Raw genomic sequence first — 20,547 nt, 5'->3', positions numbered from 1 at the left:
GGAGGTGGCGTCAGCCTTCGAGCTGGCGCCACATCTCCAGGTCGCGCTCGGCGGTCCAGATGCGGGGATCGGGATACTGCGTCGCCTCGTCATAGGCGCGGGTGACGTTGAAGGGCATGCAATGGTCGAAGATCACCCAATGGCCGAACTTCGGCTTCAGCGCGGCATAGGTGTCCTTGTAGATCGCCCGCAGATCCTTGCCCTCGGCAACCCCTTGCTTGACCAGTTCGAACAGGTCACTGGTGAAGGCGCGGGTGCCGCGCAGCCCCTCCTGCACCTGGTCCCTGCTGGTCAGGGCGGCGCCGCGGCCGGGCACCAGCTTTTCCGGCTCCAGCGCCGCCAGCGCGTCGAGCGTCGCCGGCCAGTGGGTGAAATAGGCGTCGCCGCAATAGGGGGTGGCGCCATATTCCACGAGGTCGCCGGAGAACAGGATCTTCTGCTGCGGCAGCCACACCACGGTGTCGCCCTTGCTGTGGCCACGGCCGAGTTGCAGCAACTGCACCTCCAGCGAGCCAAGCCACATCGTCATGTGGCCGCGGAAGGTGATGGTCGGCCAGGTGAGGCCGGGCACCGATTCGACGGCGCGGAACAGGCGGGGGAAACGGCCGATCTCGCTCGCCATGTCGGCCTCGCCGCGCTCCACGATCAGGTCGCGGGTGTCCTCGCTGGCGACGATCTGCTCCGGCGCATAGCCCGAGGCGCCGAGCACGCGCACCGCATGGTAGTGCGACAGCACGACATGGCGGATCGGCTTGTCGGTGACCTCGCGGATGCGGCGGATGACGTCCTGCGCCATCACCGGCGTCGCCTGGGTGTCGATCACCATCACCGCGTCGTCGCCGATGACGATGCCGGTGTTGGGATCGCCCTCCGCCGTATAGGCATAGGCGTTGTCCGACAGCCGGTCGAAGCTGACGGTCTTTTCCTCCAGGTCGGCATGCGAGGCGAAATTCTTGGACATCGGCTGGCTCCCAGGCGCGGACGCATCCCCGAGGTCAGGGGGCGCCGCTAAGATTGATCGGTTGGGCCAACCATATCGTTTCACCTGAAACCATGCAACGCGTTTGCGGTCCCGCGGCGACACGCGGAATCGCCAGCCTTATGCCTTCATCCGCTTGATCGTGTTGGTCGTGCTCTGGCCCTGCACCAGCTCGGCCAGCACGACCTTGCCGCCATAGCCCTGGACGAAATCGGCACCGACCACGGTCGCGATGGTGTAGTCGGCCCCCTTGACCAGCACGTCGGGGCGCAGCGCGCGGATCAGCATCTCCGGCGTGTCCTCGTCGAAGATCACCACCAGATCGACGCAGCCCAGCGACGCCAGCACGGTGGCGCGCGCCGTCTCGTTCTGCACCGGCCGGCTCTCGCCCTTCAGGCGCTTCACCGACTGGTCGCTGTTCAGCCCGACCACCAGCACGTCGCAGGCGGCCCGCGCCTGCTTCAGCAGCGAGATATGCCCGGGATGCAGCAGGTCGAAGCAACCGTTGGTGAAGCCGACGCGCTTGCCGCGCAGCCGCCAGCGCTCCGCCCGCTCCGCCGCGGCGTCGCGGGTCAGCACCTTTTCCTCGCCGTGGCGCCATTGCTGCTCGTGCAGGCCGGACAGCAGCTCGGCCGAGCGGACGACCGCGGTGCCGACCTTGCCGACGACGATGCCGGCGGCCAGGTTGGCCAGCCGGGCGGCGTCGACCAGATCGATCCCGACCGACAGCGCCGCGGTCAGCGTCGCCACCACCGTGTCGCCGGCACCCGACACGTCGAACACCTCGCGCGCCTCGGCCGGCAGATGCACCGCCCCGTCGGCGGTCACCACCGACATGCCCTGTTCGCTGCGGGTGGCGACGACGGCGCCGATGCCGCAGCTGTCGATCAGCTGGCGGGCGGCGGTGACCACCTCCTCGTCCGAGCGGGCAGGCAGGCCGGTGGCCTCCATCAGTTCCTTGCGGTTGGGCGTGACGATGTTGGCGCCGCGGTAGCGGCGGTAGTCGCGGCCCTTCGGGTCAACCACCACCGTCCGTCCCGCCGCCCGCGCCGCGGCGATCACCGCCACCACCAGCCCGTCGGTCAGCACGCCCTTGCCGTAGTCGGACAGGATGACCCCGCCGACCTCCGGCAGGATGCCGCGCACCCGGTCGAGCACGCCGTCGGCGACGGTGATCGGCACCACCGTCTCGATGTCGGTGCGCAGCAACTGCTGCTGTCCGGCGATGAAGCGGGTCTTGACCGTGGTCTGGCGCCCGTCCTCCATCACGATGGCGCCGTCGCCGACGCCCTCGCGCCGCAGCAGCGCCAGCAGGTCTGTGCCCACCCCATCGCGTCCCACCACCGACACGAAGCGGCAATCCGCCTCCAGCGCCACGAGGTTGGCCGCGACATTGCCGGCGCCGCCCAGCTTGGGCAATTCGCGCTCGATGCGCAGGACGGGGATCGGCGCCTCCGGCGACACACGGTCCACCGAACCATAGACGAAACGGTCGAGCATCACGTCGCCAAGGCACAGCACTTTGGCGCGCGACAGGGTGTCGATGTGACGGGCAAGGTCGCTCATGGCGTTTGTCTTACCAACCCGCAGGCGGTAACGCCAGTGGACAAAGAGGACGCGGCGACGCCGCGTGGCGTCCCGGCAACGGGCCGTCAGGAAAAGGCGGGAACGTCGCGGCGCAGGTCGCCCGACCCGCTGGTGAAGGTCAGGGCGATGACCCCGTTCAGCTCGTCCGCGGACGCATCGCCGACCGGCCCAGTCGCAACCGGCCCAGTCCCAACCGGCCCAACTCCAACCGGCAGGCCGGCACCGGCCAGCGCCCGCTCGAACGCCCCGACCCGGTCGGCGGGCAGCGCGAAACGGATGGTCGCCATGACGTCGGAAAACAGCGTGTGATCGACGATCCAGCCGCCGCCGGCCGCCAGCGCATCGGCAACCGCGGTCAGCGCCGCATTGCGGTCCATCGCCACCGCCGCCTCGTATCTCAGGAACGCCCGCATCGCCGCATCTCCGTCCGCTGCCCCTCCGCACCGCGGAAAGCAGGCATAGTGTAGAAGACGGGCTTGTCCCCGCCTAAGCTTTTCCAGCCGGCGCGAAAGCGCCCCCACCCCTGCCCCATGCGGACCGCCATGCCCCGCCCCGCCATCGCCGCCAGCCTGTCGGCCAAGCTGCTGATGCTCACCATCCTGTTCGTCCTGCTGGCGGAGGTGCTGATCTACACCCCCTCCATCGCGCGCTTCCGCATGAGCTACCTGGAGGAGCGGCTGGCCGCCGCCCACATCGCCGCCCTGTCGGTGGAGGCCGCCCCCGACCTGATGGTGACGAAGGAGCTGCAGGCCAAGCTGCTGGCCTATACCGGCGCCCATGTCATCGACCTGATCCAGCCGGGGGCGCGGGTCTACATGCTGTCCCGGCCGATGCCGCCGGTGGCCGACGCGGTGTACGACCTGCGCAACACCGGCATGGGCATGCAGATCGTCGATGCCGGCCACGCGCTGTCGCTTGCCCTGCGCGCGGCCTTCGGCAGTCAGCGCGACCGGGTGATCCGGGTGATCGACCGCTCGCCCAACGACCCGGCCCAGCGCGTCGAGGTGACGATGGACGAGCGGCCGCTGATCGAGGCGATGCTCGATTTCTCCCGCCGGATCCTGGCGGTGTCGATCGCCATCTCGCTGATCGCCGCGGTCCTGGTCTATGTCACGCTGCATTGGCTGCTGGTTCGGCCGATGCGGCGGCTGACCGCCGGGGTCGTCGCCTTCCGCCGCGATCCCGACGGCGCCCCGCCGCTGCGGCCCGGCGGCCGAGCCGACGAGATCGGCGTGGCCGAGCGCGAGCTGGCCGCCATGCAGGGCACGGTCCGCACCGCGCTGCGCCAGCGCGAGAGGCTGGCCGCGCTGGGCACCGCGGTCGCCAAGATCAACCACGACCTGCGCGGCATCCTGTCCACCGCGTCGCTGCTGTCGGAACGGCTGAGCGAGAGCGCCGACCCGGAGGTGCGGCGGGTGACGCCCCGGCTGGTCGCCTCGCTCGACCGTGCGGTCGAGCTGTGCAGCCAGACCCTGTCCTTCACCCGCGACGGCGCGCTGCCGCTGTCGCCCGCCCCCGCCGACCTGCGCGCCCTGGTGGACGAGGTGGGCGCGGAGGTGCTGGCCACCGTCCGTCCCGACGGCGACCGGGTCGCGGCGGACTGGGTCAACGACATCCCGGCCGGCATGCGGGCGACGGTGGATGCCGCCCAGCTCGGCCGCGCGCTGGTCAATCTCGGCCGCAACGCCGTGCAGGCGGGCGCCGGCCGGGTGCGGGTCGCGGTGCAGGCCGAAACCGGGACGGGTCCGGCCGGCCGGCTGACCCTGACCGTCGCCGACGACGGCCCCGGCCTGGCGCCGCGGGCGCGCGAGAACCTGTTCCAGCCCTTCGCCGGATCGGCCCGCGCCGGCGGGATCGGCCTCGGCCTCGCCATCGCGCGCGAGGTGGTGCGCGCCCATGGCGGCGAGCTGCGGCTGGTGGAGAGCGGCGCGGCCGGGACGGTCTTCGCGCTTGACATACCGCAAGGAAAGGCCGGTTCCGGCCATGTAGATGTTGCAGGGCACAAGTCGTTTGTGTCGCATTGATTCCGCGGGCTCCGTCCCGCAGAATTCCTTCAACTCGGAAGCGTTCGCGGTGCGCCCGGCGGGGCGGGAGGCGGGCGCTTCGCCTCTGCCCCCTCCCCGCTCTGAAAGGACTCCGGGACGTGAAAGCCCTCTCCTACTGGATCAATTCCATCCTCGCCGGCATCATGGCTTTCGTCGGGCTGCTCGCCTCCTCGCGCGCGGCGGACGACGCCTTCGCGGTCGGCGGCCTGATCGTCTTCATCGCTTGCGTGCTCTTCATCTTCTCGGCCATCGGCCGGCATTTCGACCGTTTGGGCTCGGCCCACTGACCATCCCCTGACAGGCGAACGGTAACGCGACGGCCGGGCGGATCCGCCCGGGGCACGGCCCCATCGAAAGCGGGTGCCGTATGACATGCACAACGACATGCCCATCGACGTGGGATCCCAACGCCCTCGCGATGATCGACGCCTTGCGCCGCCGGCCGGTCATCGACCTGACGGCGGCACTTCCCCCCTCCCTGACGCCAACCGCCATCGTCGATCTCGGCTGTGGTTCCGGACAATTGTCGCGGATGCTGGCGGCGCATTGGCCGCAGGCCGACGTGCTGGCGGTCGACAATTCGGCGGCGATGCTGCGCTGGGCCGCGGAAACGCCGTCGCGCGTGCGCTATCTCCAGGCCGACCTTGCCGGCTGGCGGCCGCACTGGCCGGCCGATCTGGTGATCTCAGCCGGCGGGCTGCACCGCGTGGCCGACCATGACCGCCTGTTCCCCGAACTGCTTCAGTCGCTGGCCGGCGGCGGCGTGCTCGCCATCGCCATGCCCCGCCCGCAGGACCAGCCCACCCACAGCCTGCTGCTGGAAACCGCGTTGGACGGTCCCTGGGCCGACCGGCTGGCCGGAGCCTGGACCGCGATGCCATGGCATGCCGCCAAGGATTATTACGACTGGCTCGCTCCGCAGGCGGCGTCCGTCGAGCTGTGGGAGACCGGGTATTTCCACAGCGTCGACGGCGACGTGCCCTTGCTGCAATGGCTGCACCAGGCGGCGCTGGCCCCGGTGATGGAGCGGCTGTCCGGTGCGGAGCTCGACGGCTTTCTTGCCGCCTACCGCCGCCGGCTGGAGGAGGCCTATCCCCGGCACGCCAACGGCAGCATGCTGATCCCGACCGGCTGGCTGTTCATCGTGGCCCGGGCGCGCAACACGGCGACGGCCCGTCAAACACCGTCGATGTAGCTCAACAGCGGCTGCCAATCGCCGCGGTGCTCGGCGGCGCGCTTGCCCGGCATGTCGAACAGGCTGAGGCCGGTCGCCGCCGCATCGGCATAGATCTGGCTGTCGCGCAGGCGGGTCACCACCCGATGCCCGATGCCGCCCAGGAAGACGTCGAGCCGGTCGGCCGCCTTGGTGCGGGCGCGCATGCGGTTGCCGACCACCGCCACCATGGTCTTCTTCCTGGCGATGCGCTTCAGCTCGTCCAGCTTGGACAGGAAACGCTGGGTCGCCTGCTCGTCGAAGGCGCCGGGCAGCACCGGCAGCACGACGACGTCGGCCATCTTGACCAGATCCTCGATCTGCTTGGTCTTCAGCGCGGCGGGGGCGTCGATCACCAGCCGCTTGGTGCCGCGCGGCGTGTCGGTGAAATCCTTCCCCCAGTCCAGCCCGACCAGCACCGGCGCCTTGTCCGGCCGGCGCTCCAGCCAGCCGAGCGAGGAGCGCTGGCGGTCGACGTCGGCCAGCACGGTGGGCAGGCCCGCCGCGGCGGACGCGGCTGCGAGATGGGTGGCGACGGTCGTCTTGCCGCAGCCGCCCTTGATGTTGGCGACGAGGATCGTGAGCATGTCTCTCGGACTCTACACCGCAGGGTCCGGCTTCGACCAGAAATGCTTGGTGTCGATGAAGTCATGCCACAGGGCGACCAGCGCCGCCTCGGTGTCGGCCACCCCGCGGGCGTGCCAGCCGATGACGATGCCGGCGGCCCGCGGCTCGCCGGGGGCCGACCGGCTGCCGTCGTCATGCAGCTCGTGCAGCAGCCGCGTCGCCGTCGCCACGTCGTTCAGATGGCCCAGCGCGTCCTGGAAGGCGGCGAGCTGCTGGATGTAGCGGCGCACCGGCTTGTCGTCGTACAGGCTGCGGAAGAACTCGACCGCATAGCGCAGCTTCTTCAGCGCGATGCGCAGCTGGTGGCGCTGGGCCACCGGCAGATGGGCGAAGCCGTGGCCGGCCCGCTTGGCTTTCCTGTGGCGCTTGTTCAGCAGATGGTCGGCCAGCCCGATCACCGGCTGGAACAGCCGCACCGACTCCTCGCTGACCGGCTGGTCGCGCCAGCCGCGCTTCTCCACCCAGCTGCCGACGCCCAGCAGGAAGGCGGTGTAGCGGTCCGAGCGGATCGCCTCGCGCACGCCCTCATAGGCCCGCAGGCGCTTGGCCTCGGCGGCGGCGGCCAGCGTGTCGAGATCCTCGACCGCCGAGCGGCCATGCCCGTCGGCGCGGTGGAAGGCGTCGCGCACCGGGGCCAGCAGCTCCTCGCCGAACACGTCCCAGTCGCGCGCCGGCCCCAGGCTGCCGGCCAGCCATTTGATCTCGCCGACCAGCCAGAGATACTGCACGGTGGGAATGAAGGGCCGGAACAGCGCGGTGGCCGAGCGCAGCCGGCGCAGGGCGACGCGCATCTGGTGGACGCCCTCCGGATCCTCGCCGGCCAGCGTCACCGCCTCGTTGGCGATCATGTGGGCAAGGCAGGCGCGCACGATGCGGGCGACCGCCCCTTCCACCGTGGTCTCGGCATCGAGCAGCAGCTTCTCCGCCTTCACCGCCTTGTCGGTTTCGCCGTTGGCCAGCGCATGGCCGCGTTCGGCCTTGCTGCGCATCTCCAGCCGCAGCGGGGCGGCCTTCGCGAGATCCTGCGCCAGCTCATAGAGGGCGGCGGGCGTGCCCTCCTTCAGTTCAAGCTCGACCTCGCACAGCTCGCGCGACCGGCCGTCGGGCAGCAGGATGCGGCCGCGGTCGAAGGCGATCTCGATGCGGGCGGCCCCGTCCCCCTCGCCCAGCGTCACGTCCTGGGTCGTGCGCTCGACGATGGAGGTGAAGACCGGCTGCAACTCCGACTCGCCGAGCGGTCCCAGCAGGTCGATGGCGGCACCGTCGGCGATCAGCGTCAGGTCGGGGGTGGCGGAGGTGACCGCGCATTCCCACTCGCCGCGCCCGATCCCGTCCTCGTCCGGGGCCGACTTGACCGTCTGGACAAAGCCGTCGCCGGTCTTGCGCACCCGCAGCGTCACCTTGCGCGCGGCGAGCCGGCGGTCCTCGGTGTCGTAATAGGTGCTTTCCAGGGTTCGCGTCGCCGCCGGGCCGGCCGCCCGGTCTGCGATGGCGGGAGCGGCGCGCAGCCTGTCGAAATCCTCCGGCTGCGCAGCCAGCTTCAATTCCGTCTCGCGGTTGATGTCCGCCTCAGCCATCGCCTGCGCTTCAACCCCCGTTTTGCGGCCCATGGGCCTACAGTTGGGTGTTTGCACAGCCCATGCACAGGGTCAAGTTACGGAAATGTTGCAGAAGCCTGCGGTTGCGGCGATGCCGGGTGCTGCATCCGCCCTTCCGGTCAAGCGCTTGCAGGGTCATTATGCCCCATTTCGCCCCACCCCTGGGCCGTTGCAAAGCGGGCAGGGCTGTGATTGGGTTCCGCCGAATCGACTCTGGGGCCGCATCCATCGCGGGACGGCCATAAATGCGGCCATAAAGACGGCCATACATACGGGAAGTGCGACGATGACCGATTTCAACACGATCGACGACCTCGAGGTGAGCGGCAAGACGGTGCTGGTGCGCGCCGACCTGAATGTTCCGATGCAGGAGGGCAAGGTTTCCGACACCACCCGCATCGACCGCCTCGCCCCCACCCTGACGGAGCTGTCGTCCAAGGGCGCCAAGGTCGTGGTCCTGTCGCATTTCGGCCGGCCGAAGAACGGCCCCGACGCCAAGAACTCGCTGCGCAACGTGCTGGACGCGCTCAGCGCCGCCGTCGGCCAGAAGGTCGCCTTCGCCGAGGATTGCGTCGGCGACAAGGCCAAGGAGGCCATCGCCAAGGTGCATGAGGGCGCCATCGTCCTCTTGGAGAACACCCGCTTCCACGCCGAGGAGGAAAAGAACGACCAGGATTTCGCCAGGCAGATGGCCGAGCTGGGCGACCTCTACGTCAACGACGCCTTCTCCGCCGCGCACCGCGCCCATGCCTCGACCGAGGGCGTCGCCCGCCTGCTGCCGAACGCCGCCGGCCGCCTGATGGAAGCCGAACTGAAGGCGCTGACGCTCGCGCTTGAGAAGCCGGAGCGTCCGGTGGCCGCCGTCGTCGGCGGTGCCAAGATCTCGACCAAGCTGGAGCTGCTCGGCAACATGGTCCGCAAGGTCGACCTGCTGGTGCTGGGCGGCGGCATGGCCAACACCTTCCTGTTCGCGAAGGGCACGGACGTCGGCGCCTCGCTGTGCGAGAAGGACATGGCCGACCAGGCCCGCGCCATCATGGCGACCGCCGAGGAGTCGAACTGCGAGATCCTGCTGCCGAAGGATTTCGTCGTCGCCAAGGAGTTCAAGGCCGGCGCCGCCAACCGCGTGGTGGCCTTCGACGCCATCGGCGCGGACGAGATGGCGCTGGACGTCGGCCCGGCGACCGTCGAGTACCTGGGCGTGAAGCTTCAGGGCGCCAAGACCATCGTGTGGAACGGCCCGCTCGGCGCCTTCGAGATCCAGCCCTTCGACGCCGGCACCAACGCGGTTGCCGGCCTGGTCGCCGCCCGCACCGAGGCCGGCGGCCTGCTGTCGGTGGCCGGCGGCGGCGACACCGTGGCGGCGATGGCCCATGCCGGGGTCGAGGACAAGTTCACCTACGTCTCGGCCGCCGGCGGCGCCTTCCTGGAATGGCTGGAAGGCAAGGAACTGCCGGGCGTCGCGGCGCTGAAGAAGTAAGCGGCTCCAAGGGACCGCACAGCGAAAGGCTCCGGGCTTCGGCCCGGAGCCTTTTTGTTTTGGCTACCCCTGCACAGCCCCGTCTGCCCGTGCCTTCAGCCACTCCGCCATCCCCTGGTCGTCGAGCGCATATTGCCCGCGCGCCGACCGCCACAGGATGTTCTTCTGCCGCAGCGCCTCGATGGCCGCCTGCACGGCCGGCGGTTCCACCGCCTCCCCGATGGCGTCGGCGTAGGCTTGCAGGGCCGGAGCGGAGAAGGGGGCGGATTGCGGACCCTCCACGGTCAGCCGTTCGACCACCGCCCGCTGCAACGGCGACAGCCCCGACCATGCCGCCTCGTAATCGTCCCACACCCGCTGACGAAGCCCGGTCGCCCCATCCGCCAGCGCCCGCTTCAATTCGCCGGCATCGCCGACCAGCAGCGCCGCATCCGACAGGATCCGCATCAGGGTTTCCGGCTGGCGTCCAACGGCGTCGAAGGCCGCGAAGACGTCTTCGGCGTCGAACCGGTTCCCCTCCGCCAGCCGGGCGTTGATCCAGGCCGTGTAGGCATCGGTATAGGCACGGTCCAGCAGCGGGAAGCTGCGCGCACCTGTGCCGAAGAAGGGCTGGTCGCGGTTCAGCACCAGCCGGCTCAGCTTGTCCCGGTGGGATCCCGTCAGCACGATCATCAGGTTCGGGCCGTCGCGGGCGTCGTCCCTGGTGTTCAGCCGGTCGCGCGCCGCCTTCAGCGCGAACATCGCGTTCAACCCGGCCTCGGTCGTCAGCGCATGCTGCGCCTCGTCCACCAGCAGGGCGATGCGCTTGTGCGTCCGCTCCAGCAGGGCTTCCAGCGCGTCGGCCAACGTGGTCCCTTGCGCCTGCCCGATCCGGTCGATGTCGACCGAGACGCCACCGACCCCCAGCCTGGCCAGCCCGACCGCCCGCGCCGCCTTCACCGGAAGGCTGTCGGCCCGGCGAAGCGCGGCCTTCAGCGACTCCGCGATCAGATGGGCGGGATCGGCCGCCATGTCCGACCACAGATCGACATAGACCAACAGGATGCCGCGATTCTCCAACTCCGGCCCCAGGTCATGACGCAGGAAGGTGCTTTTCCCTGTCCGCCGCGGCGCCGCCAGACACAGCGTCGGCTCGGCCCCGATCGGTGCATCCCCCGTCACGATGTCGGCCAGGGATGCCGCCAGCTTCGGCCGGTGGAACAGGAATTTCTGTGCAAGGGGGGACGGCACGGGCGGCCTCACTAGGACCAATTATGGAACAAACCATAATTTATAGTCCGAAATATAATCGTCAATAGTCCGCGCGGACACTGTCGGCTCCCCCGCACACGAACCGTTTCCCCTTGCATCCCGGCGGCTCCATCGCCATAACAGCGGCGGGAGGCTGGCGTCGGACGAGTCCCTCGCCAACCCGGTCAGGTCCGGAAGGAAGCAGCCGCAACGAGTTACGGCTCGGGTCGTTCGTCCAGTCTCCCACCCTTCCCTCAGATTGCCAGCACGAAACAGACGGCGACAGCGCGGCGCCGGGACGCTATCCTGCGGCCCGAACGAACCCCTTCCCTCCCGTCGTTTCGACAGGCCAGCCGCGTGACCGACACCACCGCCGACAGCACCGCCCTTTCCGCCCCCGCCCCGGCTCCCGCCACCGGGCTGGCCTACCGGGTGCTCGCGCGCAAATACCGGCCGAAGACCTTCGACGAGCTGATCGGCCAGGACGCGCTGGTCCGCACCCTGAGCAACGCCATCCAGTCCGGCCGCATCGCCCAGGCCTTCATGCTGACCGGGGTGCGCGGCGTCGGCAAGACCACCACCGCCCGCATCATCGCCCGCGCGCTGAACTGCACCGGCCCCGACGGCACCGGCGGGCCGACGGTCAGCCCCTGCGGCGTCTGCGACAATTGCCGCGCCATCGCCGAGGACCGGCATGTCGATGTGATGGAGATGGACGCCGCCAGCCACACCGGCGTCGACGACATCCGCGAGATCATCGACGGCGTGCGCTATTCTCCCGTCTCGGCCCGCTACAAGCTCTACATCATCGACGAGGTCCACATGCTGTCCAAGAGCGCGTTCAACGCGCTCCTGAAGACGCTGGAGGAACCGCCGAGCCATGTGAAGTTCGTCTTCGCCACCACCGAGATCCGCAAGGTGCCGGTGACGGTGCTGTCGCGCTGCCAGCGTTTCGACCTGCGCCGGGTCGACGCCCAGGTGCTGAAGGAGCATTTCACCCGCATCACCGCGCTGGAAGGGGCGGAGATCGAGGGGGACGCCGCCGCCCTGGTGGCGCGCGCCGCCGACGGGTCAGTGCGCGACGGGCTGTCGCTGCTGGACCAGGCCATCGCGCTCGCCGCCGGCACCGTCACCGCGCAGCAGGTGCGCGACATGCTGGGGCTGGCCGACCGCACCCGCGTGATCGACCTGTTCGAGTCCGCCGTCTCCGCCCGCCCTGCCGAGGCGATGGACATCCTGTCCGACCTGCACCGCGTCGGCGCGGATCCGGTGGTGATCCTGCAGGATCTGCTCGATCTCGTCCACAATCTGACCCGGCTGAAGGTGGTGCCCGACAGCGCCAACGACCCGTCCCTGCCGGAGGCCGAGCGCACGCGCGGAGCGGTGCTGTCGGGCAAGCTCGGCATGCCGGCGCTGACCCGCGCCTGGCAGCTTCTGCTGAAGGGGCTGGGCGAGGTGCAGGCGGCGCCGGTGCCGCAGCAGGCGCTGGAGATGGTGATCGTCCGCCTGTCCTATGCCGCCGACCTGCCGACCCCGGGCGAGCTGATCCGCCAGTTCCAGGCCCAGCAGGCGAATGGCGGCGGGGCGATGGGCCGCGGCCAAGGCGGCGGTCCAGGCGGCGGCCCGGTCGCGGTCGCCACCCATGCGGTGGCGCGCTCCAGCGGCTCGGCCCAGCCGCAGGCCGTCATGGCGGCGGCGCCCGCCCCGGCCGCCGTCGCGGCGGGCGAGGAGCTGTCGCCGATGCCGCCGGACTTCCGCACGCTGGTGCAGCTGTTCTCCGACCGGCGCGAGGGCGCGCTCTACGGCTATCTGATGGAGACGGTCCAGCTGGTGCGGATGGAGCCGGGCCGGCTCGAACTCAAGCTGCGTCCCGCCGCGCCGCCGACCCTGCCGGCCAAGGTCGGGCAGTTCCTGACCGAATGGACCGGCCAGCGCTGGATCGTCGCCCTGTCCGAAGGGCAGGCCCAGCCGACGCTGGCCGAGCAGGAGAAGGCGGAGAAGCGCCGCGCCTGGTCGGAGGCGGAGGCCAACCCGGTGGTGCGCGCGGTGATCGAGGCCTTCGCCGGCGCGAAGATCGTCGAGGTCCGCGATCTGGCCGAAGTCGCCGCGGCGGAAAGTGCAGCGGTTGCGGATGACGGCGAGACACCCGATTTCATTGTTCAGCAGCAGGACGACGGGGTCTATTACCCCCTCGACGACGAAGGAGAGTACTGACCGATGAAGAATATCGGCAACATGATGAAGCAGGCCCAGCAGATGCAGGCCAAGATGCAGGAAATGCAGGCGAGCCTGGAGCAGGTCGAAGTGACCGGCCAGAGCGCGGCCGGCATGGTCGTCGTGACCGTCAACGGCAAGAGCGAGATGAAGAAGGTCAAGCTCGACAAGTCAGTGGTCGATCCCGAGGACGTCGAGGTTCTGGAGGATCTGATCGTCGCCGCCTTCAACGACGCCAAGAAGAAGGTGGAGCAGCATGTCGCCGAGGAGACCTCGAAGATGATGGGCGGGCTGAAGCTGCCGCCGGGCATGAAGCTGCCCTTCTGATCCTTCTTGCCCTCTCCCGCCCCGGGAGAGGGCGCGGAGCCGCCGGCCATAGGCCGGACGAGCACCGAAGGTGATCGTAGGCGGAGCGCGGTCGCGAGACTTGCGAGCGGCCTTGGACCCGCCGCAGGCGGGGAGGGTGAGGGGCGATCCGGACATGGACCCCCTTATCCTCGTATCGCCCCTCACCCATCCCAAGCTCCGCTTGGGCCCCTTCACTCTCCCGGGGCGGGAGAGGGAGATATGTGTCGGCACCCCACCCCATGATCGGACCTGAAATCGAACGCCTGATCCAGTTGCTGTCCAAGCTGCCGGGACTCGGTCCCCGGTCGGCACGGCGGGCAGCACTGCATCTGATGAAGCGGCGGGACAGCCTGCTGGTTCCCCTGTCGGAAGCGATGGCGGCGGCCGGCGAGTCGATCCGCGCCTGTTCCGTCTGCGGCAACCTGGACAGCCGCGACCCCTGCACCGTCTGCGCCGACCGCACCCGCGACCGCTCGGTCATCTGCGTGGTCGAGGATGCCGGCGACCTGTGGGCGCTGGAACGCACCCGCGCCTTCCATGGCACCTACCATGTGCTGGGCGGCCTTTTGTCCGCCTTGCAGGGCGTCGGCCCGGACGACCTGAACATCTCCGGCCTTGCCGAACGGGCGAAGGATCCGGCGGTGCACGAGGTCATCCTCGCCCTGAACGCCACCGTCGACGGCCAGACCACCGCCCATGTGGTGACGGACCGGCTGAGCGATGCCGACGTCTCGGTTTCCCGCCTTGCCCATGGCGTGCCGGTCGGCGGCGAGCTCGACTATCTCGACGACGGCACGCTGACCGCGGCGCTGAAGGCGCGGCGGCCGCTGTAGAGATATGGCGATGACCGCCAAGTTGCAGCAACTTGGCACCGATGCCGAAGTACCGGCAACCTGGACACCCGCCGGCCCTATCGGCAACGCCGCCGCGGCTTCAACTCAGCCGGGGAATCCGGCCATCTCCCGGACCTCGGCCGGGCTGCGCCCCTCGTCGCGGAGCGAGCGCAGCGTCTGTGCGCGGTCGCGCTTGGCCAGCCGCTCGCCCGCCGCGTTCCGCAGCAGGCCGTGGTGGTGGTAATCGGGCGGATCGTAGCCCAGCAACTCCTGCAACAGCCGGTGCAGATGGGTGGCGAAGAACAGATCCTCGCCGCGGGTGACCAGCGTCACGCCCTGGAGATGGTCGTCGACGGTGACGCTGAGATGATAGCTGGTCGGCGTGTCCTTGCGCGCCAGCACCACGTCGCCCAGCAACTCCGGCACCGCCTCCTGCCATCCCCGGGCGCGGTCGTGCCAGCGCAGGGGGCCGGTCAGCCGGGATGCGGCGGCAACGTCGAGTCGCAACGCCCAGGCCGCGCCTCCGGCGATCCGCTCCGTCCGCTCCGCTGCCGGGCGGTGGCGGCAGGTACCGGGATAGAGCGGCCCGTCGGGACCGTGCGGCGCGGCGCCGGCCCCGGCGATCTCGGCGGCGATGTCCTTGCGGGTGCAGAAGCAGGGATAGAGCACGCCCAGCGCCTCGAGCCGGGCCAGGGCGGCGCGGTAATCGTCGAAATGGTCGGACTGGCGCCGGACCGGACCGTCCCAGTCGAGTCCGAGCCAGGCCAGATCCTCGATCAGGCCGCGTTCATAGTCGGGGCGGCAGCGGTTGGGGTCGATGTCCTCGATCCGCAACAGGAAGCGCCCGCCGCTGCTGCGGGCCGTCGCGCCGCGGGCCATCGTCCAGCCGAACAGGGCGGAATGGGCATGGCCCAGATGCAGATGCCCGGTCGGGCTGGGGGCGAAGCGGGTGACGAGGTCGCTCATTCCCGCCTTATAGATCGGATCGCGTAAAATCGGCATCGATTTGAAGCGTGAATCCGATCGCCGAACATAAGGCCAGCGCATCGCCGGCCGGATCGGGCGCGCGATGTGCGAGGGGGACGGGGCTCAGAAATAGGGGTTGTCGCGGATCGGCTCGACCGGGATGTCCTCGCCCTCCAGATACAGCGCCAGCCGACGGCGCAGTTCGCGGTCGAAGGCGTCGATGCGGATCTGGCGGTCACGCTCCTCGCGTTCGCGGCGCTTCTGGGCGAGGTCGATGATGACGGCGGTCATGGCAGGGCTTTCCTCGGGGTCGCGTCCGGCCGGCGCAACCGGCGGGATCGTCTAGGATCAACGAGATCCACGATGCCGCCGTCATGGTTAACGAGGGGTAACCGCACAAGCGCGGGCACGCATCTTTTTCGGGATGTCACAGCCGCTGCGCGAGTGCCCGCCCGCCTGGGCCGTCCTCCCCCGCCCTGCCCTGTCCCGCCCCGGAACCGATGCCCACAGCGCGAAAAAGGTTACACATCGGTGAAGAAATTGGGTCCCGCCGGGTCAAGATGTTGAGTCCCGGCCGCCGATCCTCTATGTATCTGGTTGTCCCGGATCGGCGATCCGGCTGCCGGGGCTGATAAGACGGCAATAAGACAGCAGCCCGCGCACCAGCCGCAACACCGCGCGCCGGGTTCGGGACACGGTTACAGAAACGGTTTCAGACAAGGGAGTGGCCATTGGCTCCACCACCCGATCACTGTCCGGCTCTGGTGCTGAACGCGGATTTCCGCCCGCTCAGTTACTTCCCCTTGTCGCTATGGTCCTGGCAGGAAGCGGTCAAGGCGGTCTTTCTCGAACGGGTCAACATCGTATCGCACTATGACCGGGTCGTCAGATCCCCAAGCTTCGAAGTCCGATTGCCCAGCGTCATCTCGCTGAAAGAATTCATCCCGGCCACCCGCCGCCCGGCCTTCACCCGCTTCAACGTCTTCCTGCGCGACCGATTCACCTGCCAGTATTGCGGCCGCCCCTTCCCCACCCACGACCTGACCTTCGATCATGTGGTCCCGCGGTCGCGCGGCGGCCGGACGACGTGGGAAAACGTCATCACCTCCTGTTCCGCCTGCAACCTGGCGAAGGGCGACCGGCTGCCGCATGTCTGCGGCATGATCCCCCTCAGTCCGCCCTTCCAGCCAAGCGCCTACGAACTGCAAGAGAATGGACGTGCCTTCCCGCCAAACTTCCTTCACGAAAGTTGGCGGGATTTTCTTTATTGGGACTCGGAACTGGATCCGATGTAGGGGGGGGTGCTCCCCTACACCCGCTCCGCCACCCAGATCACCGCCCGCGTTCCGGCCTTGATCGCGGCGGTCAGCACCGGATAGCCCGCCGCGAGCTCCGCCTCGTTGACGAGACCGATGTCGCGATGCTCGACCTCCTCCGCCTGGAACTTGCGGATGCTGTCGGCCAGCTCCTGCTCGTCGGGACCGAGTTCCTTCAGCTGCGCCTCGTAATGCCGCTCGATCACCTCTTCCACCGCGACGGTGCAGGCCATCGCCGCCCGCTCGCCCAGCAGCGCCGTGCCGGCGCCAAGCAGGAAACCGGTGACGTGCCACAGCGGCTGCAGCAGGGTCGGGCGCACGCGGCGCCGGGTCAGCTGCTTCTCGAAATACTCCAGATGCTCCAACTCCTGCTCGGCCATGTGGCGCAGGGTCTTGCCGTGGCGGCCCTTGCCGATCACGGCGATCTGGCCCTCGTAGATGCGCTTCGCGCCATATTCGCCGGCATGGTCGACGCGGACGATGCGGGCCAGCCGGTCGCGCCGCGGCAGGTCGCCGGGCATCGCCCCCCGCGACGCGGACGGGTGACGGGCTCGGCTGGCGTTCGGGCCGGCGTTCGGAAAGGTCGTTTCGCTCACAATGCGGTCCTCGACACCGGGGTGCGGGTGTAGGCGATGCGCGCGGCGACGAAGGCATAGGCCGCCAGCGCCAGCGAGATCGCCACATTGTAGCCCGCCATGGAGATGCCGAACAGCGACCATGCCACCTCGTCGCAGCGGGTGACCGGGGCGGCCATCACCTGGGCGCGCAGCGCCTCCAGCGAATTGGCCGGAACCGAGCCGCCGCAGGAGGAGGTGCCGGCCCACCAATGCTGCTCCACCCCGACATGGTAGGCGGCGATGCCGGCGCCGGCCAGCAGGGCGAACCCGCTCGCCACCAGCAGCGCGTCGCCCAGCCCCTTCCAGCGGCGGAACAGCCAGGTCACCAGCCCGAACACCATCACCGCCACATAGGGCCAGCGCTGCATGATGCAGAGGACGCAGGGTTGGTAATCCAGCACGAACTGGAAGAACAGCGCCGACAGCAGCACCCCGGCGCTGGCCAGCGCCAGCAGCAGGGAGGCCACGCGGGGATCGTCGAGGACGCGGCAGAACAGGGGGGAGATCGGGATCTTGGTCGTCATGCCCGACAAGGTAGCGCGTGCGGAGCCGTTCGGCCAGCCGGCAGCTCCGCCCGCCCGGCCCCTGCGACGGCATGACAGGGGCGGCGGCGGCAGCGGGGAATAAGCGGCACGGCGGCGGCGTCGCCCCGTTCTTTTGCACTTTCCGTTTCCGAACGGTTGCGTTAGAAGAGGCGTCGCTGCGGGCGTGGTGAAATTGGTAGACGCGCCGGACTCAAAATCCGGTTCCGCAAGGAGTGTCGGTTCGAGTCCGACCGCCCGCACCATCTTCTCTCGGCATGATGCGTCTCCCTGTTGCGCCGTCGAGCCGGGCGCACCGGAGCAGCCGGCCCCCCTCCCCAGCCTTCAAGCGCCCCCCCCGCTCGGCCCCCGGACCGCTGCGCGCGATGGCACGCGCCCGACAGCCCGGACACCGCACAGTCTGCTGCCCGCCGCCTTCGATGGGGCGCCACCGCCGAACGGGCTCCGTCCGGTGCCGCCCCCTGTTTTCCTTGCCCTGCCCGATGAACGGCGAGGGCTGGCGGTTCATGGCCCGGGGCTCTCGCTGCGCCGGATCGCCAGGTCCGTCGCGGAAATCCGGAAGCTGCCGTCGGCCAATGCCTCCACCGCTCCGCCAGTCTCCAGGCGATGGGCTTTCCCCTCCGGCACCCATCCGGCAGGGCCTCTGAATGTCACCATCTGGATGAACACGGTGAATTCGACGACCACATGAACGGTGCCGTCTTCTGCCCTGGCCTCGAACCGGGCGGTCTCCATCTCCTGACGCAACGGCATCGGTTCGCCCTTCTGTTGTGCCCGGCCGGGACGGTTCGGCAGAGCCGTTCCGGGACCGCGGCGGCCGTCAGCCCTTGCCGGGCTTCCGTTTGGTCCGGCCGCCGGCGGCCTCGCCCTCCTTGCGCTGGATGAACAGCCGGCCGGCCTGCATTGCCGCGGCGCGGCTGATGTAGCTGCCGCACTCGAAGCGCCGGCCGTCGAACGTCACGGCGAGGGTGAAATTCTGCGGCCCGGCTTCGTCGACCAGGATGGAGGAGGGGGCGGGTTTCATGCGGCGGCCCCGCTGGTTTGGGGGCGCCGGCATCGATCCGGGGAGATGGTGATTTCTGTCATGACCCCGGTATTTTTCCGCAAGGCCGGTCCGAATGCAACCGGGCACCCCGCCCCGATGGGCCGGGCCGGGCCTTTCCACCGCGCATGGTCGGCTGCCGGGAGCATGCACGGGCGCGGCCGCTGCGGGATCGTCATGCCTTCGAGGTCAGCGCTCCACCGGGCCGCCGGCCTGGACCCAGCCGGCGAAGCCGCCGCGCAGGCGGTTGACGGTGCCGGTGAAGCCGGACGCCATCATGCGTTCGGCGGCCGGGCCGCAACGCATGCCACCCTGGCAGTGGAAGACCAGATGCTTGGCCGCATCGGTGGGAACCCGCGACGGGTCGAACCGCGACAGCGGGTTCAGGATGGCGCCCGGGATATGCCCGGCGGCATGTTCGTGGGGTTCGCGGACGTCGACGATGACGGTTTCGCCGGCCCCCTGCCACTGCATCACGGTCCGCGGATCGGCCTGGGCAATGCGGCCGGCAGGGGAGCCGGCAGAGGTGCCGGCCGGCCTGTCGGACGGGGCGGCGGGGATCAGGCGGCGGATCAGGGAGCAGAGCCACATGGTGGGGGCACCTCTCGGTTGGCATCGTCGATGGATCGGATCGGGGGCGGGCCGGGGGGCCGGAACCGCGGCCCCGGAGAGCGCTTGCGGAAAGCTCTTGACCAATATTTAAGTATTTACTAAATTAGTGTCAATGAATGCTTTCGACATGACCCCGGGGCTGCGCCCCGCCGTGACGCTGATGAAGGCTCTGTCGCACGAGGCACGCCTGCTGATCCTGTGCGAACTGGGCCAGGGCGAGCGCAGCGTCGGCCAATTGTGCGAGGTGGCCGGGCTCAGCCAGTCGGCCCTGTCGCAGCATCTGGCCCGGCTGCGTGCCGATGGGCTGGTCCGCACCCGGCGGCGGTCGCAGACGATCCTCTATTCGCTTGCCAGCCGGGAGGTGACAGCGGTCATCGCCGTACTGGCCGAGCTGTATTGCCGCCCCGACCGGGGGGCCGTAACAGCCGATGGCCCCTGCGGCGGCCCTTCCACGTCAGGAGAAACACCATGAGCATCGACCGCATCGTCATGGCCTTCGCCGGCACGGTAATCCTTGCCAGTCTCGCGCTGTCGCAACTGCACGGCCCGGGCTGGCTGTGGCTGACCGCCTTTGCCGGGGCCAACCTGCTGCAATCGTCCTTCACCGGCTTCTGCCCGTTGGCGATCCTGCTGAAGCGGGCCGGCGCCGCCACCGGCCCGGCGTTCCGCTGATCCATTTCTTCGATCTTTTACAAGGGAGACGACCATGCACAAGGATTGGCCGCAGATGACCGGCGAGCTGTCCGGCGCCATCCGTGAGCTGCGGGGCGGCGCGCCTGAGGTGATGAAGGCATTTTCCGGAATGGCCCAGGCGGCGCTGAAGGCGGATGCGCTCGACACCAGGACGAAGGAACTGATCGCGCTGGGCATCGCCGTGGCGATCCGCTGCGACGGCTGCGTCGCCTTCCATGCGGAAGCGGCGATGAAGCAGGGCGCGACTCGCGACGAGGTGATGGAGACGATGGGCATGGCGGTTTATATGGGCGCCGGCCCGTCGGTGATGTATGCGGCCCAGGCAGTCGAGGCGTTCGACCAGTTCACCGCCAAAGCGGCCGGCTGAACCGCCGGACGGCATTCATCGGATGGATGATGGTGCGGGCGGCGGGACTCGAACCCGCATACCTAAGGGTGAGGGATTTTAAGTCCCTTGCGTCTACCGGTTTCGCCACGCCCGCGCCCCGGCTTCGCCACCGGAGTCCCGGTCTGACGACCGGAGCCTCGATGCCAAAGCACATGCCGACGGAGCGGCACCGGGATACCCGCAGAGATTGCATACATGGATATGCAACGCACCGTTC

General features: G+C 69.3%; 24 protein-coding genes, 2 tRNA genes and 1 other RNA gene. 13 read left to right on the top strand and 14 right to left on the bottom strand.

Features of this window, described 5'->3' with window-relative positions; translation table 11 throughout:
- Positions 1–10: 10 nt before the first annotated feature.
- The 3 genes from ABMY26_RS16070 to ABMY26_RS16060 form a co-directional block, all read right to left on the bottom strand.
- Positions 11–961, bottom strand: a complete 951-nt coding sequence (locus ABMY26_RS16070) for an MBL fold metallo-hydrolase (RefSeq protein ID WP_372398239.1) — start codon at positions 959–961, stop codon at positions 11–13.
- Positions 962–1,099: 138 nt separating this feature from the next.
- A complete protein-coding gene (rfaE1, locus tag ABMY26_RS16065) occupies positions 1,100–2,545 on the bottom strand; it encodes a D-glycero-beta-D-manno-heptose-7-phosphate kinase (protein ID WP_372398238.1) in 1,446 nt (481 codons plus the stop codon).
- An 86-nt stretch (positions 2,546–2,631) separates the two neighbouring features.
- Complete coding sequence (locus ABMY26_RS16060; RefSeq protein WP_372398237.1) at positions 2,632–2,979, bottom strand: hypothetical protein; 348 nt, start codon at positions 2,977–2,979, stop codon at positions 2,632–2,634.
- A 129-nt stretch (positions 2,980–3,108) separates the two neighbouring features.
- Between ABMY26_RS16060 and ABMY26_RS16055 the strand changes: the two genes are divergently transcribed.
- The 3 genes from ABMY26_RS16055 (at position 3,109) to ABMY26_RS16045 (ending at position 5,806) form a co-directional block, all read left to right on the top strand.
- Complete coding sequence (locus tag ABMY26_RS16055; protein ID WP_372398236.1) at positions 3,109–4,590, top strand: sensor histidine kinase; 1,482 nt, start codon at positions 3,109–3,111, stop codon at positions 4,588–4,590.
- 119 nt (positions 4,591–4,709) lie between these two features.
- A complete protein-coding gene (locus ABMY26_RS16050; protein WP_372398235.1) occupies positions 4,710–4,898 on the top strand; it encodes a hypothetical protein in 189 nt (62 codons plus the stop codon).
- Between the two features lie 131 nt (positions 4,899–5,029).
- A complete protein-coding gene (locus tag ABMY26_RS16045; RefSeq protein WP_372398234.1) occupies positions 5,030–5,806 on the top strand; it encodes a methyltransferase domain-containing protein in 777 nt (258 codons plus the stop codon).
- Here ABMY26_RS16045 and ABMY26_RS16040 read toward each other — a convergent pair.
- A complete protein-coding gene (locus ABMY26_RS16040; protein ID WP_372398233.1) occupies positions 5,788–6,411 on the bottom strand; it encodes a division plane positioning ATPase MipZ in 624 nt (207 codons plus the stop codon). The two genes, ABMY26_RS16045 and ABMY26_RS16040, sit on opposite strands and share 19 nt — an antisense overlap.
- 12 nt (positions 6,412–6,423) lie before the next feature.
- Positions 6,424–8,028, bottom strand: a complete 1,605-nt coding sequence (locus ABMY26_RS16035) for a CHAD domain-containing protein (RefSeq protein ID WP_372398232.1) — start codon at positions 8,026–8,028, stop codon at positions 6,424–6,426.
- 307 nt (positions 8,029–8,335) lie between these two features.
- Here ABMY26_RS16035 and pgk point away from each other — a divergent pair, with 307 nt between their 5' ends.
- Positions 8,336–9,529, top strand: a complete 1,194-nt coding sequence (gene pgk / locus ABMY26_RS16030; RefSeq protein WP_372398231.1) for a phosphoglycerate kinase — start codon at positions 8,336–8,338, stop codon at positions 9,527–9,529.
- Positions 9,530–9,592: 63 nt separating this feature from the next.
- Here pgk and ABMY26_RS16025 read toward each other — a convergent pair whose 3' ends face one another.
- Positions 9,593–10,759 (bottom strand): AAA family ATPase, encoded by a 1,167-nt coding sequence (locus tag ABMY26_RS16025; protein WP_372398230.1) that lies wholly within the window; start codon positions 10,757–10,759, stop codon positions 9,593–9,595.
- Between the two features lie 149 nt (positions 10,760–10,908).
- Between ABMY26_RS16025 and ffs the strand changes: the two genes are divergently transcribed.
- From ffs to recR, 4 genes are all read left to right on the top strand, one after another.
- An RNA gene (ffs, locus tag ABMY26_RS16020) (signal recognition particle sRNA small type) lies at positions 10,909–11,006 on the top strand.
- A 110-nt stretch (positions 11,007–11,116) separates the two neighbouring features.
- Positions 11,117–12,973 carry a DNA polymerase III subunit gamma/tau gene (locus ABMY26_RS16015; protein WP_372398229.1) on the top strand — a complete coding sequence of 619 codons (1,857 nt, stop codon included), beginning with the start codon at positions 11,117–11,119 and terminating at the stop codon, positions 12,971–12,973.
- 3 nt (positions 12,974–12,976) lie between these two features.
- Entirely contained in the window at positions 12,977–13,300 is a 324-nt protein-coding gene (locus ABMY26_RS16010; RefSeq protein ID WP_085090301.1) for a YbaB/EbfC family nucleoid-associated protein, read from the top strand.
- A 260-nt stretch (positions 13,301–13,560) separates the two neighbouring features.
- A complete protein-coding gene (gene recR, locus ABMY26_RS16005; RefSeq protein WP_372398228.1) occupies positions 13,561–14,154 on the top strand; it encodes a recombination mediator RecR in 594 nt (197 codons plus the stop codon).
- A gap of 105 nt (positions 14,155–14,259) precedes the next feature.
- On the opposite strand, the gene gluQRS is transcribed toward recR, so the two are convergent.
- Positions 14,260–15,120: a tRNA glutamyl-Q(34) synthetase GluQRS gene (gluQRS, locus tag ABMY26_RS16000; RefSeq protein WP_372398227.1), complete on the bottom strand. Its 861-nt coding sequence runs from the start codon at positions 15,118–15,120 to the stop codon at positions 14,260–14,262.
- A gap of 123 nt (positions 15,121–15,243) precedes the next feature.
- Positions 15,244–15,411, bottom strand: coding sequence for a hypothetical protein (locus tag ABMY26_RS15995; RefSeq protein WP_167543362.1), 168 nt, complete (start codon positions 15,409–15,411; stop codon positions 15,244–15,246).
- Between the two features lie 440 nt (positions 15,412–15,851).
- Here ABMY26_RS15995 and ABMY26_RS15990 point away from each other — a divergent pair, with 440 nt between their 5' ends.
- The gene (locus ABMY26_RS15990) at positions 15,852–16,415 is read left to right on the top strand and encodes an HNH endonuclease (protein WP_372398226.1); all 564 of its coding nucleotides are present in this window, start codon (positions 15,852–15,854) and stop codon (positions 16,413–16,415) included.
- 14 nt (positions 16,416–16,429) lie between these two features.
- Here the strand turns inward: ABMY26_RS15990 and ABMY26_RS15985 are convergent, their stop codons facing one another.
- Positions 16,430–17,032 carry a demethoxyubiquinone hydroxylase family protein gene (locus tag ABMY26_RS15985; protein ID WP_372398225.1) on the bottom strand — a complete coding sequence of 201 codons (603 nt, stop codon included), beginning with the start codon at positions 17,030–17,032 and terminating at the stop codon, positions 16,430–16,432.
- The gene (locus ABMY26_RS15980; protein WP_372398224.1) at positions 17,029–17,577 is read right to left on the bottom strand and encodes a disulfide bond formation protein B; all 549 of its coding nucleotides are present in this window, start codon (positions 17,575–17,577) and stop codon (positions 17,029–17,031) included. The genes ABMY26_RS15985 and ABMY26_RS15980 overlap by 4 nt, the downstream gene beginning before the upstream one ends.
- Positions 17,578–17,755: 178 nt before the next feature.
- Here ABMY26_RS15980 and ABMY26_RS15975 point away from each other — a divergent pair.
- Positions 17,756–17,840, top strand: a tRNA-Leu gene (locus ABMY26_RS15975).
- A 259-nt stretch (positions 17,841–18,099) separates the two neighbouring features.
- On the opposite strand, the gene ABMY26_RS15970 is transcribed toward ABMY26_RS15975, so the two are convergent.
- From ABMY26_RS15970 to ABMY26_RS15960, 3 genes are all read right to left on the bottom strand, one after another.
- A complete protein-coding gene (locus ABMY26_RS15970; protein WP_372398223.1) occupies positions 18,100–18,348 on the bottom strand; it encodes a hypothetical protein in 249 nt (82 codons plus the stop codon).
- 67 nt (positions 18,349–18,415) lie between these two features.
- Positions 18,416–18,619, bottom strand: a complete 204-nt coding sequence (locus tag ABMY26_RS15965; protein WP_372398222.1) for a hypothetical protein — start codon at positions 18,617–18,619, stop codon at positions 18,416–18,418.
- A 207-nt stretch (positions 18,620–18,826) separates the two neighbouring features.
- Positions 18,827–19,228: a rhodanese-like domain-containing protein gene (locus ABMY26_RS15960; RefSeq protein WP_372398221.1), complete on the bottom strand. Its 402-nt coding sequence runs from the start codon at positions 19,226–19,228 to the stop codon at positions 18,827–18,829.
- A 148-nt stretch (positions 19,229–19,376) separates the two neighbouring features.
- Between ABMY26_RS15960 and ABMY26_RS15955 the strand changes: the two genes are divergently transcribed.
- From ABMY26_RS15955 to ABMY26_RS15945, 3 genes are read left to right on the top strand one after another with little or no spacing between them, the layout of a single operon-like run.
- On the top strand, positions 19,377–19,721 hold the full coding sequence (locus ABMY26_RS15955) for an ArsR/SmtB family transcription factor (RefSeq protein ID WP_372398220.1): 345 nt from the start codon (positions 19,377–19,379) through the stop codon (positions 19,719–19,721).
- Positions 19,718–19,921, top strand: coding sequence for a DUF2892 domain-containing protein (locus ABMY26_RS15950; protein WP_372398219.1), 204 nt, complete (start codon positions 19,718–19,720; stop codon positions 19,919–19,921). Before ABMY26_RS15955 ends, ABMY26_RS15950 begins: the two co-directional genes overlap by 4 nt.
- A 34-nt stretch (positions 19,922–19,955) precedes the next feature.
- Positions 19,956–20,309, top strand: a complete 354-nt coding sequence (locus tag ABMY26_RS15945; protein ID WP_372398218.1) for a carboxymuconolactone decarboxylase family protein — start codon at positions 19,956–19,958, stop codon at positions 20,307–20,309.
- Positions 20,310–20,339: 30 nt separating this feature from the next.
- On the opposite strand, the gene ABMY26_RS15940 is transcribed toward ABMY26_RS15945, so the two are convergent.
- Positions 20,340–20,424, bottom strand: a tRNA-Leu gene (locus tag ABMY26_RS15940).
- Between the last annotated feature and the right edge of the window lie 123 nt (positions 20,425–20,547).

The organism is Azospirillum sp. HJ39 (genome assembly GCF_041507355.1).
In the GTDB taxonomy this organism is placed as follows: domain Bacteria; phylum Pseudomonadota; class Alphaproteobacteria; order Azospirillales; family Azospirillaceae; genus Azospirillum; species Azospirillum thiophilum.
This window is presented reverse-complemented; position numbering and strand designations above follow the sequence as displayed.